Source organism: Klebsiella sp. 141161 (assembly GCF_050600815.1).
Lineage (GTDB): Bacteria > Pseudomonadota > Gammaproteobacteria > Enterobacterales > Enterobacteriaceae > Klebsiella > Klebsiella aerogenes.
In genome coordinates this window covers 252,291-268,322 of record NZ_JAQIRN010000003.1, presented here as the reverse complement: position 1 = coordinate 268,322, position 16,032 = coordinate 252,291, and the positions used below count along the sequence as shown (strand labels likewise).

The 16,032-nt window shown below is 56.2% G+C and carries 14 protein-coding genes; 7 read left to right on the top strand and 7 right to left on the bottom strand.

The window, feature by feature from the left end; all coding sequences use genetic code 11:
* Nucleotides 1–81: 81 nt before the first annotated feature.
* Nucleotides 82–864: an iron efflux ABC transporter permease subunit FetB gene (fetB, locus tag PGR79_RS09600; protein WP_015367890.1), complete on the bottom strand. Its 783-nt coding sequence runs from the start codon at nucleotides 862–864 to the stop codon at nucleotides 82–84.
* Nucleotides 851–1,528, bottom strand: a complete 678-nt coding sequence (fetA, locus tag PGR79_RS09595; RefSeq protein ID WP_087860346.1) for an iron efflux ABC transporter ATP-binding subunit FetA — start codon at nucleotides 1,526–1,528, stop codon at nucleotides 851–853. Before fetA ends, fetB begins: the two co-directional genes overlap by 14 nt.
* Nucleotides 1,529–1,667: 139 nt before the next feature.
* Between fetA and PGR79_RS09590 the strand changes: the two genes are divergently transcribed.
* Both PGR79_RS09590 and PGR79_RS09585 read left to right on the top strand, forming a co-directional pair.
* Complete coding sequence (locus tag PGR79_RS09590) at nucleotides 1,668–2,585, top strand: SPFH domain-containing protein (RefSeq protein ID WP_020079443.1); 918 nt, start codon at nucleotides 1,668–1,670, stop codon at nucleotides 2,583–2,585.
* Nucleotides 2,582–3,040 (top strand): NfeD family protein, encoded by a 459-nt coding sequence (locus tag PGR79_RS09585; RefSeq protein WP_430916998.1) that lies wholly within the window; start codon nucleotides 2,582–2,584, stop codon nucleotides 3,038–3,040. The genes PGR79_RS09590 and PGR79_RS09585 overlap by 4 nt, the downstream gene beginning before the upstream one ends.
* On the opposite strand, the gene cueR is transcribed toward PGR79_RS09585, so the two are convergent.
* Entirely contained in the window at nucleotides 3,037–3,447 is a 411-nt protein-coding gene (cueR, locus tag PGR79_RS09580; RefSeq protein ID WP_087860348.1) for a Cu(I)-responsive transcriptional regulator, read from the bottom strand. The two genes, PGR79_RS09585 and cueR, sit on opposite strands and share 4 nt — an antisense overlap.
* A 105-nt stretch (nucleotides 3,448–3,552) precedes the next feature.
* On the opposite strand from cueR, the gene copA reads away from it, so the two are divergent.
* The 3 genes from copA (at nucleotide 3,553) to ybaK (ending at nucleotide 7,663) form a co-directional block, all read left to right on the top strand.
* Nucleotides 3,553–6,054 (top strand): copper-exporting P-type ATPase CopA, encoded by a 2,502-nt coding sequence (gene copA / locus PGR79_RS09575; protein WP_430921540.1) that lies wholly within the window; start codon nucleotides 3,553–3,555, stop codon nucleotides 6,052–6,054.
* A gap of 133 nt (nucleotides 6,055–6,187) precedes the next feature.
* Nucleotides 6,188–6,982, top strand: a complete 795-nt coding sequence (locus PGR79_RS09570; RefSeq protein WP_113373765.1) for a TraB/GumN family protein — start codon at nucleotides 6,188–6,190, stop codon at nucleotides 6,980–6,982.
* A 201-nt stretch (nucleotides 6,983–7,183) separates the two neighbouring features.
* Nucleotides 7,184–7,663: a Cys-tRNA(Pro)/Cys-tRNA(Cys) deacylase YbaK gene (ybaK, locus tag PGR79_RS09565; protein WP_015367897.1), complete on the top strand. Its 480-nt coding sequence runs from the start codon at nucleotides 7,184–7,186 to the stop codon at nucleotides 7,661–7,663.
* A gap of 57 nt (nucleotides 7,664–7,720) precedes the next feature.
* Here ybaK and ushA read toward each other — a convergent pair whose 3' ends face one another.
* On the bottom strand, nucleotides 7,721–9,373 hold the full coding sequence (ushA, locus tag PGR79_RS09560) for a bifunctional UDP-sugar hydrolase/5'-nucleotidase UshA (RefSeq protein WP_430921538.1): 1,653 nt from the start codon (nucleotides 9,371–9,373) through the stop codon (nucleotides 7,721–7,723).
* Between the two features lie 295 nt (nucleotides 9,374–9,668).
* Here ushA and PGR79_RS09555 point away from each other — a divergent pair, with 295 nt between their 5' ends.
* Nucleotides 9,669–10,889: an MFS transporter gene (locus tag PGR79_RS09555; protein WP_045393513.1), complete on the top strand. Its 1,221-nt coding sequence runs from the start codon at nucleotides 9,669–9,671 to the stop codon at nucleotides 10,887–10,889.
* Between the two features lie 235 nt (nucleotides 10,890–11,124).
* Entirely contained in the window at nucleotides 11,125–12,801 is a 1,677-nt protein-coding gene (ybaL, locus tag PGR79_RS09550; RefSeq protein ID WP_015367901.1) for a YbaL family putative K(+) efflux transporter, read from the top strand.
* A 40-nt stretch (nucleotides 12,802–12,841) separates the two neighbouring features.
* On the opposite strand, the gene PGR79_RS09545 is transcribed toward ybaL, so the two are convergent.
* The 3 genes from PGR79_RS09545 to adk all read right to left on the bottom strand — a co-directional run bounded on the left by PGR79_RS09545 (nucleotide 12,842) and on the right by adk (nucleotide 15,945).
* Nucleotides 12,842–14,146 (bottom strand): inosine/guanosine kinase, encoded by a 1,305-nt coding sequence (locus PGR79_RS09545; RefSeq protein WP_015367902.1) that lies wholly within the window; start codon nucleotides 14,144–14,146, stop codon nucleotides 12,842–12,844.
* Between the two features lie 63 nt (nucleotides 14,147–14,209).
* Nucleotides 14,210–15,172, bottom strand: a complete 963-nt coding sequence (gene hemH, locus PGR79_RS09540) for a ferrochelatase (protein WP_430921536.1) — start codon at nucleotides 15,170–15,172, stop codon at nucleotides 14,210–14,212.
* A 128-nt stretch (nucleotides 15,173–15,300) separates the two neighbouring features.
* On the bottom strand, nucleotides 15,301–15,945 hold the full coding sequence (gene adk / locus PGR79_RS09535; protein ID WP_015367904.1) for an adenylate kinase: 645 nt from the start codon (nucleotides 15,943–15,945) through the stop codon (nucleotides 15,301–15,303).
* Nucleotides 15,946–16,032 lie beyond the last annotated feature (87 nt).

Genomic DNA, 16,032 nt, shown 5'->3' with positions numbered 1-16,032 from the left:
CCCGGATAGCGCTACGCTTATCCGGGCTACAGATTACGCCGTGGTAGCCCGGGTAAGGCGTAAGCCGCAACCCGGGAATACTTACGGGCGCTTTTTTAACTGCGTCACCACCAATTGATGGCGGGCATTGAAGAACTTCCGATAGGTCAGATAGCCGGCAATGATCGTCGACAGGCTGGCGGTCGATAGCAACATAAACGTGACCATAATCTGATACTTAATCGCCTTCACCGGGTCAATCCCGGCGAAAATCAGTCCCGACATCATGCCCGGTAAACTCACCAGCCCGACCGTTTTCGCCGAATCTACCGTGGGAATCAACGAAGCGCGTATGCTGTCGCGAATCAGCCGCGCGGAGGCCATCTTCGGCGTCGCGCCGAGGCTTAGCTTCTCCTGAATCTGCTGCTGCTCGCTGTTAAAACGCTGGCCCATATTGTTGTAGCACAGTCCTACCGCCACCATAGCGTTACCGGCCACCATGCCGGCAATCGGAATAACCTGCATCGGCACAAAGGCGATCGACCCCGAGAAGACCAGTACCGCCAACGTTAGTCCAGCGCCGGTGGTAATAGCGATAAACGATGAAACAAAAGCTTTGTCGATATATTTACTGCGCTTCTTCGCATTCCACGCCGCGTTGAAGCAGATAAACAGCACCATCAATAGCGTCAACACCGCATGGTTGACGTTAAAGATATATTTCAGCACGTAGCCGACGATAATTAATTGCACTATCGCCCGGCAAATACTCCAGATGATATCTTTTTCCAGCGCTAGCTTTTCCCGATAGCTGACGACGATCGCTACCAGCACCAGCACCATCGAGAGCGCCAGTGATTCGTTAGTAATATTATGCCCGTTCATTTTTCACCTCCTGCATTTTCCCGCCGGCAGGCTGTAGCGTAATGACTTCATCAGCATGGGCAATTTCGTTCTGGTCGTGAGTGACCCACAGAATGGCCATCCCTTTTTCCGTCGCGTAGCGATGAATAATCTCGTTAACGTTGCGCTTATTACTTTCATCCAGCGCGCTGGTAATTTCATCAAGCAGCAAAACCTGCGGTAGAAACTGCAAATTACGAATGAGCGAGACCCGCTGCTTTTCACCGCCGGAAAGCTCATTAATGGATTTCTCCAACGTGTTATCCGCCAGCCCGAATCGTTCGAGGTCGGCAATCAGCGCTTTAGGATCCGGCTGTTTGTTGCGGATCTGCCATGGGAAGACCAGGTTGTCATAGACCGAATCGCCGAATAGCGCCGGGGTTTGCGCGCAGTAAGAGACCTGCTGGCGATAGTTTTCTGGCGTCAGCGTAGTGATATCTTTGTCATTGAAAAAAATCTCTCCGCTGGTCGGGCTCAGCAGCGAGGCGATAATTTTCAGCAGCGTACTTTTGCCGCATCCGGATGGCCCGGTAATCAACTTAAATTCCCCGGCCGCAATCCGGAGATCGATATTATTGAGGATGACCGCGTCGTCGGTTTTAAAACCAACACCCTCGAGACGTAAAATCGCGTTATTTTCCTTCATTATATGTCCAGTTTATTTCCTCAAACCCAGACAGTTTACTCCAGTTTTCTTTCACCGGAACAAGGAGAAAGTTATACTCTGTTTAAACATGCGCCATTTCGCTGCGGCGCCCATCAGGCAACAAGACAGGAGGTTTTTGATGCTGATTTTTATCCCCGTTCTTATTTTTGTCGCGCTGGTCATTGTGGGGGCGGCAGTAAAAATCGTGCCGCAGGGATATCAATGGACCGTCGAACGCTTTGGCCGCTACACGCAGACCCTGCAGCCGGGCTTAAGTTTAGTGGTGCCGTTTATGGACCGCATCGGCCGTAAAGTGAACATGATGGAGCAGGTACTGGATATCCCTTCACAGGAGGTCATCTCCCGCGATAACGCCAACGTCACCATTGACGCCGTGTGCTTCATTCAGGTTATCGATGCGCCAAAAGCCGCCTATGAAGTCAGCAATCTTGAGCTGGCGATCGTCAATCTGACGATGACCAATATTCGTACCGTGCTCGGCTCGATGGAGCTGGATGAAATGCTCTCCCAGCGCGATAGCATTAACACCCGCCTGCTGCATATCGTCGACGACGCCACCAATCCGTGGGGGGTAAAAATCACCCGCGTCGAAATCCGCGACGTTCGTCCGCCTGCGGAACTTATCTCCTCAATGAACGCCCAGATGAAAGCCGAGCGAACCAAACGCGCCTACATCCTGGAAGCTGAAGGGGTGCGCCAGGCGGAAATTCTCAAAGCCGAAGGCGAAAAGCAGTCGCAAATCCTCAAAGCCGAAGGTGAACGTCAGTCAGCCTTCCTGCAGGCGGAAGCCCGCGAACGTTCCGCCGAAGCGGAAGCCCGCGCCACCCAGATGGTGTCATCGGCGATTGCCTCAGGGGACATTCAGGCGATTAACTACTTCGTGGCGCAGAAATATACCGACGCGCTGCAGCAGATTGGCGCCGCCAACAACAGCAAAGTGGTACTGATGCCGCTGGATGCCAGCAGCCTGATGGGCTCGATAGCCGGGATCGGCGAACTGCTGAAAGAGAGTAGCGCCGAGCGGAAAAAATCATGATCGCCCTGATCCTCGCCCATCCGCATATTTTCTGGCTGACCCTTGGCGGGCTGTTGCTGGCGGCAGAGATGCTCGGCAGCAATGGCTACCTGCTGTGGAGCGGCGTAGCTGGCGTCGTCACCGGCCTGCTAATATGGGCTATTCCACTCAGTTGGGAATGGCAAGGGACGCTGTTTGCCGTTCTTACCCTGCTGGCGGCCTGGCTGTGGTCAAAATGGCTGCGTAAACGTATGAGGCAGCAGCGCCCCGCCGACGCGCAGCTTAACCAGCGCGGCCAGCAGCTGGTTGGCCGCCGTTTTACTCTCGACAACGCGCTGGAAAACGGTCGTGGCCACGTCCGCGTCGGCGATAGCTCCTGGCCGGTGATTGCCGATGAGGACCTCGCGGCGGGCAGCAAGGTTGAAGTGGTCGCCATCGAAGGAATTACCTTGCGGGTAAGAGCCGCCGTCCGTTAAGCCTGCGCTTTGCGGTGACAGCAGCCGGAGAGGTTATCCATTATTGGGCAATCCGCGCTGTCATCGCCTGGGCAGGCGTCCGCCAGCGCCAGCAGATGCGCGCGCATGTTTTGCAACTCGCGGATATGGTTCTCAATATCCGCGACTTTCTCCAGCGTTCTTTTTTTCACATCGGCACTGTGCCGTGACGGATCGTTGAATAACGCCACCAGCTCGCGGCACTCTTCCAGATTAAATCCCACCTGCCGCGCCTGGCGCAGCAGCGTCAGTTCATCCAGATGCTTCTGACTATAGGTACGGTAGCCGTTATCGCTACGCAGCGGCGCCGTCACCAGCCCTTTCTCTTCGTAAAAACGAATCGCTTTGCTGGTTAAGCCGGTTTTTTTCGCCACATCGCTAATATTCATTTTTCCCCCTTGACCTTCCCCTTGCTGGAAGGTTTAACCTTCTTAATACTCGATGAAAGAGTGTGTTCGGTCAATCATTAACCGGAAATTATTCAGGAGTTTTTTATGTCTAACACTATCGACCTGACGCTTGATGGCCTCTCCTGCGGCCACTGCGTTAAACGCGTGAAAGAGAGCCTCGAACAACGTCCCGACGTTGAACAGGCTGATGTTACCGTTACCGAAGCCCACGTCACGGGCAGCGCCAGCGCTGCAGCCCTGATTGAGACCATCAAACAAGCCGGATACGGCGCGGAGCTGAGCCACCCAAAGGCTAAACCGCTGGCAGAATCATCAATCCCGTCGGAAGCACTGACAGCGGCCACTCCCGAGCTTCCGGCAGCCCATGACGAGGATGACAGTCAACAGCTGCTGATCAACGGCATGAGCTGCGCCAGTTGCGTTTCCCGGGTACAAAACGCGCTTGCCGCGGTGCCGGGAGTCTCACAGGCGCGGGTAAACCTGGCGGAACGCACGGCGCTGGTAATGGGCAGTGCGTCCGCCGCCGAATTAGTGCAGGCGGTGGAAAAAGCCGGCTACGGCGCGGAGGCGATCGAAGACGATCTCGAACGCCGCGAACGACAGCAGGAAACCGCCATCGCCACCATGAAACGTTTTCGCTGGCAGGCGATTGTCGCCCTGTTGGTCGGCGTACCGGTTATGGTCTGGGGCATGATCGGCGATAACATGATGGTCAGCGACGACAATCGATCGCTGTGGCTGGTCATCGGCCTTATCACCCTCGCGGTGATGGTCTTCGCAGGCGGTCACTTCTACCGCAGCGCCTGGAAAAGCCTGAAAAACGGCACCGCCACCATGGATACGCTGGTCGCCCTGGGAACTGGTGTCGCCTGGCTATATTCAATGAGCGTCAACCTGTGGCCGCAGTGGTTTCCGATGGAAGCGCGCCACCTGTATTACGAAGCCAGCGCAATGATCATTGGTCTTATCAACCTCGGCCATATGCTGGAAGCCCGCGCGCGCCAGCGCTCCTCGAAAGCGCTGGAAAAACTGCTCGACCTGACGCCGCCTTCGGCACGCGTCGTGACGCCTGAAGGCGAGAAAGATCTGCCGCTCGCGGAAGTTGAGGCGGGTATGACGCTGCGCCTGACCACTGGCGATCGCGTTCCGGTTGACGGCGTGATAAGCCAGGGCGAAGCCTGGTTTGATGAAGCCATGCTTACCGGCGAACCGATACCGCAGCAAAAAGGCGATGGCGACGCCATTCATGCCGGTACCGTGGTGCAGGACGGCAGCGTGCTGTTTACCGCCAGCGCCGTCGGCAGCCAGACCACGCTGGCGCGGATTATTCGCATGGTGCGCCAGGCGCAAAGTAGCAAACCGGAAATCGGCCAACTGGCGGATAAAATCTCGGCGGTATTTGTTCCGGCAGTGGTAGCCATTGCGCTGATTAGCGCCGCTATCTGGTACTTCTTCGGCCCGGCGCCGCAAATCGTCTATACCCTGGTCATTGCCACCACGGTACTGATTATCGCCTGTCCATGCGCGTTAGGCCTGGCAACACCGATGTCGATTATTTCCGGCGTTGGCCGGGCGGCAGAATATGGCGTTCTGGTGCGTGACGCCGATGCTCTGCAGCGCGCCAGCGAACTCGATACGCTGGTGTTTGATAAAACCGGCACCCTGACCGAAGGCAAGCCGCAGGTGGTGGCCGTGAAAACCTTTGCAGGGGTTGATGAAACAACCGCGGTGCGTCTTGCCGCCGCGCTCGAGCAGGGTTCGAGCCATCCGCTGGCGCGGGCGATCCTTGATAAAGCCGCCGACAGCACTTTACCGGAGGTAAGCGGCTTCCGTACCCTGCGCGGGCTCGGCGTCAGCGGTGAAGCGGAAGGCCATCGACTGCTGCTCGGCAACCAGGCGCTGCTTAACGAGCAGCATATCGCCACCGCCGAGCTGGAAAGCGAGATGACGACACAGGCCTCGCGCGGCGCCACGCCGGTACTGCTGGCGATCGATGGTCAGGCCGCCGCGCTGTTCGCCATCCGCGACCCGCTACGTGAAGATAGCATCGACGCGCTGGCGCGCCTGCATCATCAGGGCTACCGGCTGGTGATGCTGACCGGGGATAACCCGACCACCGCCAATGCCATCGCCAAAGAAGCGGGCATTGATGAAGTGATAGCCGGCGTGCTGCCGGACGGCAAAGCCGATGCCATTAAACGTCTGCAGAGCCAGGGGCACAAAGTGGCGATGGTCGGCGACGGTATTAACGACGCCCCGGCGCTGGCGCAGGCGGATGTCGGTATCGCCATGGGCGGCGGCAGTGATGTCGCGGTTGAAACTGCGGCGATCACCCTGATGCGCCATAGCCTTAACGGCGTGGCCGATGCTTTAGCGATTTCGAAGGCGACGTTACGCAATATGAAACAGAACCTGCTTGGCGCATTTGTTTATAACTCGTTAGGCATCCCGATTGCCGCTGGGATCCTCTGGCCGCTGACCGGTACCCTGCTGAACCCGGTGGTCGCCGGCGCGGCAATGGCGCTGTCGTCAATCACCGTGGTGAGTAACGCTAACCGCCTGCTGCGCTTTAAACCGAAAGAATAGGCACAGCCACAGGAAAACGGGCGCTGAGGTTACTCAGCGCCCGTTTATTTCCTGGCGACAATAAAAACCCGCGGGAAAGATGACGGCCACCACCAGATGCGCTAGCATGAATGCCTCACACTTCGGAGCGCGTATGGGCCTGTTAAACCGAATAAAAATGCTGTGGCGAGCCGCCGTCGGCTCGTCTTATTCCTGGCCTGCAATGGATATCGTCCTGCCCGGCGACCGTTATTTACACCTCGTCGGCAGCATCCATATGGGCACCCGCGACATGGCGCCGCCGCCGGCTAAGCTACTGAAAAAGATACGTCAGGCCGACGCCTTAATCGTCGAAGCAGATATCACCGGTAATGAAACGCCTTTCAGTAATCTCCCCTCTTATCCCCCGCTGGCTGAACGTCTGAGCGAAACACAATTAGCAGAATTACGCTCACGCGCCGGCGAACTGGGTTTGTCGGTCGATCTTTTCGATAGCCAGCCGCTATGGCAGGTGGCGATGGTGCTACAAGCCACTCAGGCGCAAAAGCTGGGGTTACGACCCGATTACGGCATTGATTATCAGTTGCTGATGGCTGCCCGCGAGAGCAACATAAGGGTAATGGAGCTGGAAGGCGCCGATAGCCAAATCGCGCTGTTACGCAATCTGCCTGACGGCGGTAAGGCGCTGCTGGAAGATACGCTGAGCCACTGGCGCACCAACGCCCGTTTACTGCAGGTCATGATCGGCTGGTGGCTGGAACAACCGCCGTCGCGCGGCGCGGAAACGCTGCCGACGACCTTCAGCCAGTCTTTATATGATGTACTGATGCATCAGCGCAACATAGCCTGGCGCGACACGCTGCTTGCCCTGCCGCCGGGGCGTTACGTCGTCGCCGTCGGCGCGCTGCATCTGTATGGCGAAGGGAACCTGCCGGATATGTTGACGTAAAAAAATGGCCAATATTGCTATTGGCCCGTCAAAGAGGAATTTCATCATTATTATTATCCCGGGATATACATCCCGGATCGTCTGATTGTCGCTCAAAGTGACCATCACTGCCAATACTATTGCGCAAGATGGTACTATTTTTTATACAACCCTCACGCGTATGCTGGTCATACGTTAGGTCGGTTGGTAAGAAGGATTACTATGACTCCCGCCGTTAAATTACTCGAAAAAAACAAAATTACCTTTCAGATCCACAGCTACGAACACGATCCTCAAGAGACCAATTTTGGCGATGAAGTGGTTCGCAAGCTGGGGCTCAATGCGGATCAGGTTTACAAGACGCTATTAGTGGCCGTTAACGGCGATATGAAACATCTGGCGGTCGCCGTCACCCCGGTTGCCGGTCAACTGGATTTGAAAAAAGTGGCCAAAGCGCTGGGCGCCAAGAAGGTAGATATGGCCGACCCAATGGTCGCACAGCGGATCACCGGATATCTGGTCGGCGGCATCAGCCCACTTGGGCAGAAAAAGCGTCTGCCGACGGTGATTGATGCCCCGGCGCAGGAGTTTGCCACCATCTATATTTCCGGCGGCAAACGCGGGCTGGATATTGAACTGGCGGCAAGCGATCTGGCGAAGCTTCTGGACGCGAAGTTCGCCGATATCGCCCGCCGCGATTAAGCACACCGTCCCGGATAGCGGCGCACGCGCCCTATCCGGGCCCCGGTAAGCGATGGCTTACTGCCAGCTGACCTCGCCCTTCGGCTCGTAGGCCGCCGCATCCAGCGGCGAGTTCTTCTCGATGTACTCTTTCAGCACCTCGGCATCGATAAAACCGGTATTGACGTATCCCGGTTTATTATCGATGTGCGGGTAGCCGTCACCGCCGGTGGCGTTAAAGCTCAGCGTCGCCATACGGTAAGTTTTCGCCGGTTCAACCGGTTCACCTTTGATTTTCAGATCGTTAAGCTTGCCGTCTTTGGCAACGAAACTGACATTGGCGAACTGCGGATAAGCGCCGGAATCCGGCTTCATCTGCGCGACGGCGGTCAGGTACTCAATCACCTCTTTACCGCTCATATCGACGTAAGTCAGCACGTTGCCGAACGGCTGCACTTTCATCACGTCTTTATAGGTAATATCACCCGCTTCGATGGAGTCGCGAATACCGCCGCCGCTCATCACCGCGAAATCAGCATTGCTGCGCGCCATCTGCGCCGCCAGCAGCAGACGCCCCATATTGGTTTGTACGAAGCGAACTTTGCTGCGATCGCCTTCAAGATGGCCGTTGACGCTGCCTATTTTCACCTGTAACTGCGCCTTGCCTTTATTTTGGAACGGCGTTAACAGCGAGAGCATCTGCGGGTTTTCAGCAATTTGCGGCGTATACAACACGCGCTCGCTCTGACCGTTATCCCAGGTGACTTTCTTCTTCAGGTTGACCGGGATTAGCTGATAGTGCACCAGCTTCATCTCCCCGTTGCGGAATTCAAAATCGGCGCGGCCGACATATTTACCCCACTCGTGAGCCTGCACGATCCAGATGCCATTCTGGCGATCCGGCGCGCACGGGGTTCCGGGGACATAATCGACCTGCTTTTTATTCTCCGACGCCATGCATACCGGATCCTGCGAGTGGCCGCCGACGATCATCGCCAGCGATCCCGCAGGTAGGCTCCGCGCCATTTCAACGTCGCCCGGCGCGTTAGAGCCGTGATTGCCGTTGTCATAGTGGCCCATGTGGGTGGTCGCCAGAATCACGTCCGGCTTTTCATTTTGCTGTAATTCCTGGATAACCAGCTTGGCTTCTGCCGCCGGATTACGGAATTCGATATCGGTGAAATATTCCGGGTTGCCGATTTTCGCCGTATCATCGGTGGTTAAGCCAATCACCGCAATCTTCAGCCCGCCGCGCTTAAACAGCGCCCAAGGTTTAAACAGGCGTTCGCCGGTGCTTTTCTGATAGATATTGGCCGACAGGAAAGGGAACTTCGACCACTTTTCCTGCTGGCGCAGCACGCTGAGCGGGTTATCAAACTCATGGTTGCCGACCGCCATGGCATCGTAACCTATCAGGTTCATGCCGCGAAAATCAGGTTCTGCATCCTGTAAATCGGATTCCGGCACCCCGGTATTGATATCGCCGCCGGACAGCAGCAGGACGCTACCGCCTTCGGCCGCCACCTCTTTGCGGATACCGTCCACCAGCGTCTTCTGCGCCGCAAGGCCATATTCGCCATAATCGTTGCGCCAGAAATGACCGTGGTGGTCGTTGGTGTGCAGGATGGTGATTTTATAGGTTTTGTCCTGCTCATAGGCCTGCGCTGACAGGCTTCCCAGCGATAAGGCGGCGAATAACGCCAGCGCCACGCCGCGTTTTAAATAATGCATGTTTCACTCCCTGACTTAATAACAAGTGCCGAAAGTATAGCGAGTCAGTCGCTTTGACAAATATGTTTTCAGAATTGCGACTTCCTTCAAACCTTGGGGACAGGTATGTTAGTCTGATAATAATTCTACCCGTCATACTTCAAGTTGCATGTGCGTTGGCTTTCCTCGCTCACCCCAGTCACTTACTAGAGTAAGCTCCTGGGGATTCTCTGTGTCGCCGCCTTCTTGCAACTCGAATTATTTAGGGTATCAACCTGCATTCTCTACAACAAATAGAACTCGCTGAAGTGAACCTATGACAACCAACCAATCCGCTCAGTCCTTACCCGGTACCGGCGCGCCGCCGCAAAAAGCGCGCACCTCATTTGGCATCCTGGGGGCAATCAGCCTCTCCCATCTGCTAAACGACATGATCCAGTCGCTCATCCTGGCGATTTATCCGCTGCTGCAGGCGGAATTCTCGTTAACTTTCGTGCAGATCGGCATGATCACCCTCACTTTCCAGCTGACGTCATCGCTTTTCCAGCCGGTGATTGGCTACATCACCGATAAACGCTCGATGCCGTGGTCATTACCGGTGGGGATGTGTTTCACCCTCTGCGGCTTAATTCTGTTAGCGCTGGCCGGCAGCTTCGGCATGGTGCTGCTGGCCGCTGCGCTTGTCGGCACCGGCTCTTCGGTCTTCCATCCGGAATCCTCACGCGTGGCGCGGATGGCTTCCGGCGGCCGTCACGGTCTGGCGCAATCACTATTCCAGGTTGGCGGCAACTTCGGCAGCTCGCTGGGGCCGCTGCTGGCGGCGGTGATCATCGCTCCCTACGGCAAAGGCAACGTCGCCTGGTTCGTGCTGGCCGCGCTGCTGGCGATCGTCGTGCTGTCGCAAATCAGCCGCTGGTACGCCGCGCAACACCGGATGAATAAAGGCAAACCGAAGCCGGTTATCGTTAATCCGCTGCCGCGTAACAAGGTCATCCTTGCCGTCTGCATCCTGTTAATGCTGATTTTCTCCAAATACTTCTACATGGCGAGTATCAGTAGCTATTACACCTTTTATCTTATGCATAAGTTCGGATTATCGGTGCAAAACGCCCAACTTCACTTGTTCGCCTTCCTGTTTGCAGTAGCCGCAGGTACGGTGATTGGCGGGCCTGTTGGCGATAAGATAGGTCGTAAATATGTAATTTGGGGCTCTATCCTCGGTGTGGCGCCATTTACCCTTATTTTACCGTACGCATCGCTGGAATGGACCGGGATCCTGACGGTGATAATTGGTTTTATCCTCGCATCAGCCTTTTCCGCTATCCTGGTCTATGCCCAGGAGCTGTTGCCGGGGAGAATCGGTATGGTTTCCGGCCTGTTCTTCGGATTCGCGTTTGGCATGGGCGGCCTTGGCGCCGCGGTATTGGGGTTGTTAGCCGACCATACCAGTATCGATCTGGTCTATAAAATCTGTGCTTTCCTGCCGCTTCTTGGCATTCTGACGATATTCCTGCCTAATAACCATCAAAAAGCCTGAGTATCTGGCGGCCAAAGTGAAAGTTTGGCCGCCGCAATCCCTTATCCCATCAGCATTACGCCGCCATGACCTGCCGCCATTTTCCTGTCTGTGCTTTTTTCTGCCGTAATTCCAATTTTTCGCAAATTTCAATAATTATTCATAAACAAAACGAGCAAAAGTGTCATAAACTATTAATCGGTTTTTTGCTTTAAGTAGCGAAAATGGATCGGCTCACCACACGCAAGGAGACGGAATGCATCACGCAACACCGCTAATCACCACCATTGTCGGCGGCCTTGTGCTCGCCTTTATTCTCGGCATGATTGCCAATAAGCTACGTATTTCTCCACTGGTAGGATATTTATTAGCGGGCGTGCTGGCCGGTCCATTTACTCCTGGTTTTGTTGCGGATACCAAGCTTGCGCCTGAACTGGCCGAACTTGGCGTCATCTTGCTGATGTTTGGCGTCGGGCTGCACTTTTCGCTGAAAGATCTCATGGCGGTAAAGTCGATAGCCATTCCCGGAGCCATCGCCCAGATAGCCGTGGCGACGCTGCTCGGGATGGCGCTCTCTTCCCTGCTCGGCTGGTCGCTGATGACCGGCATCGTCTTTGGTCTGTGTCTTTCCACCGCCAGCACCGTGGTGTTGCTGCGCGCGCTGGAGGAACGGCAGCTTATTGATAGCCAGCGTGGGCAAATCGCCATCGGCTGGCTGATCGTTGAAGATTTAGTGATGGTACTGACGCTGGTGCTGCTGCCCGCTATCGCCGGAATGGTGGAAAAAGGCGATGTTGGGCTGGCATCGCTGGCGCTCGATATGGGTATTACCATCGGTAAAGTCGTCGCCTTTATTGCCATTATGATGCTGGTGGGCCGCCGTCTGGTGCCGTGGATCATGTCGCGCAGCGCGGCAACCGGCTCTCGCGAACTGTTTACCTTGTCGGTACTGGCGCTGGCGCTCGGCATCGCCTTCGGTGCCGTTGAGCTGTTCGACGTCTCCTTCGCCCTTGGCGCATTCTTCGCCGGGATGGTGCTTAACGAATCCGAACTCAGCCACCGCGCCGCTCACGATACGCTGCCGCTGCGCGACGCCTTCGCGGTGCTGTTCTTTGTCTCCGTCGGGATGCTATTTGACCCGATGATCCTGGTCGAACAGCCGCTGGCGGTGCTGGCGACGCTGGCGATTATCATCTTTGGTAAATCCGCCGCCGCTTTCTTCCTGGTACGTATGTTCGGTCACTCGCCGCGTACCGCCCTGACCATCGCCGCCAGCCTGGCGCAAATCGGGGAATTCGCCTTTATTCTTGCCGGTCTCGGCATGGCGCTGGATCTGCTGCCGCAGGCCGGGCAGAACCTGGTGCTGGCCGGGGCGATAATTTCGATTATGCTCAACCCGGTGCTGTTTACCCTGCTGGAAAAATATCTCGATAAAACCGAAACGCTCGACGAACAGACGCTGGAAGAGGTGCTGGAAGACGAAAAACAGGTGCCGGTGGATATCTGCAACCATGCGCTGCTGGTCGGCTTCGGCCGCGTCGGCAGCCTGCTTGGCGAGAAACTGATGGCCCAGGGGATCCCGCTGGTAGTAATTGAAACCTCCCGCACCCGCGTGGATGAGCTGCGTGAGCGCGGCATCAGCGCCGTGTTGGGCAATGCCGCCAACGAAGAGATCATGAATCTGGCGCATCTCGACTGCGCCCGCTGGCTGCTGCTGACCATTCCTAACGGCTATGAAGCCGGTGAAATTGTCGCCTCAGCGCGGGAAAAATGCCCGAACATTGAGATTATCGCCCGTGCCCATTACGACGATGAGGTCGATTATATTACCGAACGCGGAGCCAATCAGGTGGTGATGGGGGAACGCGAAATCGCACGGGCGATGTTACGTCTGCTGGAAACGCCGCCGGCTGGCGAGATTGTTACCGGTTGATACGACGCCCCGCTCGCGGGGCGTACTCTTATCCACGGGATTAACGGTCCCAGTAGGCCTCTTCCAGACTATCTTCCCGCTCCGGCAGGCCACGCGTTAAACGCGGTGAATGCTGATTCAGCACCTGATAGCTGACGCGGTTGGCGTATTTGCACACCTGCGCCAGCGATGAGTAGGTCAGCCATTTGCATTTATGTTTGCTGGAATTCGGCACGTTATTACGATGGTAGTTATTGGCGGTGATATCATGCAACAACGCCGCCAGCGCGCCGTCGCCTGCGCCGTTGGTGTTCATGATCTTCTCCGGGCCGCCCATATAAGGCGCGATGTGCGAATAGATACGCAGCGGATTAACACAATCCTGATGGCGCATCGCGCGGCTGAATTCATACTGGTTGAACTCGGCAATCGCCCCCGGCAGAAGTGGATGCTGCGTTTTACGCTTCGCTTCCTCCTCGGTGAAGCTCGCCATATAGAGACCCGCCGGTCCTGCGGTACACAGCACCAGGTCAACCCAGTCCAGCGCTTTATCCGCCGCGGTGAGCGGGTCGGCGATACCGGTCAGCGCTTCCGCTTCTTCTTCATTCATCGCCAGAATCGAAACGTGTTCCTTGAGGAACTGCTGCCACCATTGCGGGTTGTCGGCAATCACGTATTTCGTTCCCAGCGTCAGCACCACCGGCACATCATGCTTTTTGGCATACTCAATGGCTTTCATCGTCGCGTCCGGCATCGGCTCGCCCGGCTTACAGCGCACCAGGTAGGAGGTCAGCACCAGCGCGGAAGCGCCGGCAATCACCTCTTCCGGGATGCTTTCCGGACGCAGCTTGTTCATGTGGCCTGGACTGATGGCAAAGGTACGTTCGCCGCTATCGCTAATCAGCGTAAAACAGCGGCCAATGGCGCCATCGACGCCCTGCAGGTAGTTGAGATCGGTACGGCTGGAAGTATTGCACAGGTAGCGATAAGCGTAGCCGCCGATCTCAATGTTGCTGCACATCACGCCGAGCAGCACCGAGCGGTCGTCCGCCAGCACCGAATAATTGTGCATGGTATTGCCAATGGTGCCGCCGGCAAATTGATGGGTGATCAGGCCGTCGCGTACCAGTTCCTGATACAGCGCTTCGGCGACATCATCTTCAATCACCAGCGAATGACCGGCGCTCAGGCCGTAGCGTACGATAAACGCCTCATCCACTTTCGCTTCGATATCCACCAGCGTCTGGTCGATGCCAACCACCCAGGAGACGTTGGACTCATTTTCTGGCTGAATTTGTTGCAGCAGCGGATCGCGAGCGCTAACGGGGAAATAGTGTTTAGATTTGCGTTTACCGGGAAATTTCATAGTGGCGATTTAATGACAGGGAACAAGCGGGGAATAGTAGCATATTCCCCGCCACGCGCGCGATCAGCGATACGACGCGGTCAGGTTCACCATCATCTCAATATGCGCAGGATCGGCATTAAGCGCCGGAATATACTCATATTGCTTACCGCCGGCCTCAAGGAAAATTTCCCGGTTCTGCACCGCGATTTCTTCCAGCGTTTCCAGACAGTCGGCGGAGAAGCCCGGACAGATAACCTGAACGTGCTTTGTGCCCTTCTTGCCGAGCATTTTTAGCGTTTCGTCGGTGTACGGCGTCAACCAGGGTTCACGGCCAAAGCGCGACTGGAAGGTCATCATCACCCGCTCCGGCGGCAGCCCGAGCACTGAGACCAGCTCGCGGGTCGTTACCCGGCAGCGCTGCGGGTAATCATCGCCCTCATGGGCGTAGCGTTGCGGTATACCGTGATAGGAGAGCAGCAGCACATCCGGTTCGCCGTGAACGGCAAACGAAGCGCGCACGCTGGCCGCCAGCGCGTGGATATAGTCAGCGTCATCGGCATAGTCGCGGATAAACGAAACGCCCGGGATGGCGCGCTTTTTCGCGAGGATCCGCGCCAGTTCATCCCATACCGCCGCCACGGTAGAACACGAATATTGCGGATACAGCGGCAATACCACGATATGGTCAACGTCCTGAGCCAATAGCTCATCGACAGCGCTTGCCAGCGACGGCGAGCCATAGCTCATCCCCAGGGCCACCGGGACATCCGGTAATCTGGCCGCCAGCGCCTGCTGCTGCTGACGGCTATACACCATCAACGGCGAGCCTTCCGCCATCCATACGGACTGATAGAGCTTCGCCACGCGGGGAGCGCGAATCGGCAGTATGATGCCGCGCAGCAGCGGCCACCACAGCAGACGAGGCGTATCCACTACCCGTTTGTCGCTAAGAAATTGTCGCAGATAGCGCTTCACCGCATCGGGCGTGGGCGCATCGGGAGTGCCTAAATTGGCTAGCAAAATACCTGTTTTCGTCTGATGCATTACCGCCTCTTAACCATTTGAATCGCTGACAATTGTAGCGTAAATGGCGTTAAACGGAACCAATCATAGCAAAAGGTAGAAATGAGAGGTGTTCTCATCCTGCCGCAGCAGGATGAGAAAGGGCTTAATTAGCCGAGGATTTTTTCCAGATCGGCGCGCACGTCTGCCACCGCTTTAGTGCCGTCGACTTTCGCGTACTGGGTGTTACCCGCCTGCGCTTCTTTCTGATAGTAGCCGATCAGCGGCGCAGTCATCTGATGGTATTCCACCAGACGCTTACGGACGGTCTCTTCCTGATCGTCTTTACGGGTGGTCAGCTCTTCGCCGGTCACATCGTCTTTACCTTCCACCTTCGGCGGGTTGAATTTAATGTGATAGACGCGGCCGGAAGCAGCGTGTACGCGGCGGCCCACGATACGATCGACGATCAGTTCGTCCGGTACCGCGAACTCCAGCACGTAGTCAACGGCGATGCCGGCTTCTTTCATGGCGTCAGCCTGCGGGATAGTGCGCGGGAAGCCATCCAGCAGGAAACCGTTACGGCAATCTTCCTGGGCGATACGCTCTTTCACCAGCGCGATGACCAGCTCATCGGTAACCAGTTTGCCGGCGTCCATAATGTCTTTCGCTTGTTTACCGAGCTCGGAGCCGGATTTTACCGCGGCGCGCAGCATATCGCCGGTGGAGATTTGCGGAATACCGTATTTCTCCATGATGAACTGAGCCTGAGTTCCTTTACCCGCGCCCGGAGCGCCAAGCAGAATAATACGCATTACGAAAATCCCCTCAAATGTCGTTTCAATTTTCAAAAAACGCTAAACCATACCACCAGAACGGCCATGGCTCAAGGAAGGCGGTGC

Coding starts and splice junctions, on each gene's coding strand:
- ybaK (WP_015367897.1), top strand. CDS start 7,184: ATGACTCCCGCCGTTAAATTACTCGAAAAAAACAAAATTACCTTTCAG.
- cueR (WP_087860348.1), bottom strand. CDS start 3,447: ATGAATATTAGCGATGTGGCGAAAAAAACCGGCTTAACCAGCAAAGCG.
- PGR79_RS09545 (WP_015367902.1), bottom strand. CDS start 14,146: ATGAAATTTCCCGGTAAACGCAAATCTAAACACTATTTCCCCGTTAGC.
- copA (WP_430921540.1), top strand. CDS start 3,553: ATGTCTAACACTATCGACCTGACGCTTGATGGCCTCTCCTGCGGCCAC.
- PGR79_RS09590 (WP_020079443.1), top strand. CDS start 1,668: ATGCTGATTTTTATCCCCGTTCTTATTTTTGTCGCGCTGGTCATTGTG.
- adk (WP_015367904.1), bottom strand. CDS start 15,945: ATGCGTATTATTCTGCTTGGCGCTCCGGGCGCGGGTAAAGGAACTCAG.
- PGR79_RS09585 (WP_430916998.1), top strand. CDS start 2,582: ATGATCGCCCTGATCCTCGCCCATCCGCATATTTTCTGGCTGACCCTT.
- ushA (WP_430921538.1), bottom strand. CDS start 9,373: ATGCATTATTTAAAACGCGGCGTGGCGCTGGCGTTATTCGCCGCCTTA.
- fetB (WP_015367890.1), bottom strand. CDS start 864: ATGAACGGGCATAATATTACTAACGAATCACTGGCGCTCTCGATGGTG.
- hemH (WP_430921536.1), bottom strand. CDS start 15,172: ATGCATCAGACGAAAACAGGTATTTTGCTAGCCAATTTAGGCACTCCC.
- fetA (WP_087860346.1), bottom strand. CDS start 1,528: ATGAAGGAAAATAACGCGATTTTACGTCTCGAGGGTGTTGGTTTTAAA.
- ybaL (WP_015367901.1), top strand. CDS start 11,125: ATGCATCACGCAACACCGCTAATCACCACCATTGTCGGCGGCCTTGTG.
- PGR79_RS09555 (WP_045393513.1), top strand. CDS start 9,669: ATGACAACCAACCAATCCGCTCAGTCCTTACCCGGTACCGGCGCGCCG.
- PGR79_RS09570 (WP_113373765.1), top strand. CDS start 6,188: ATGGGCCTGTTAAACCGAATAAAAATGCTGTGGCGAGCCGCCGTCGGC.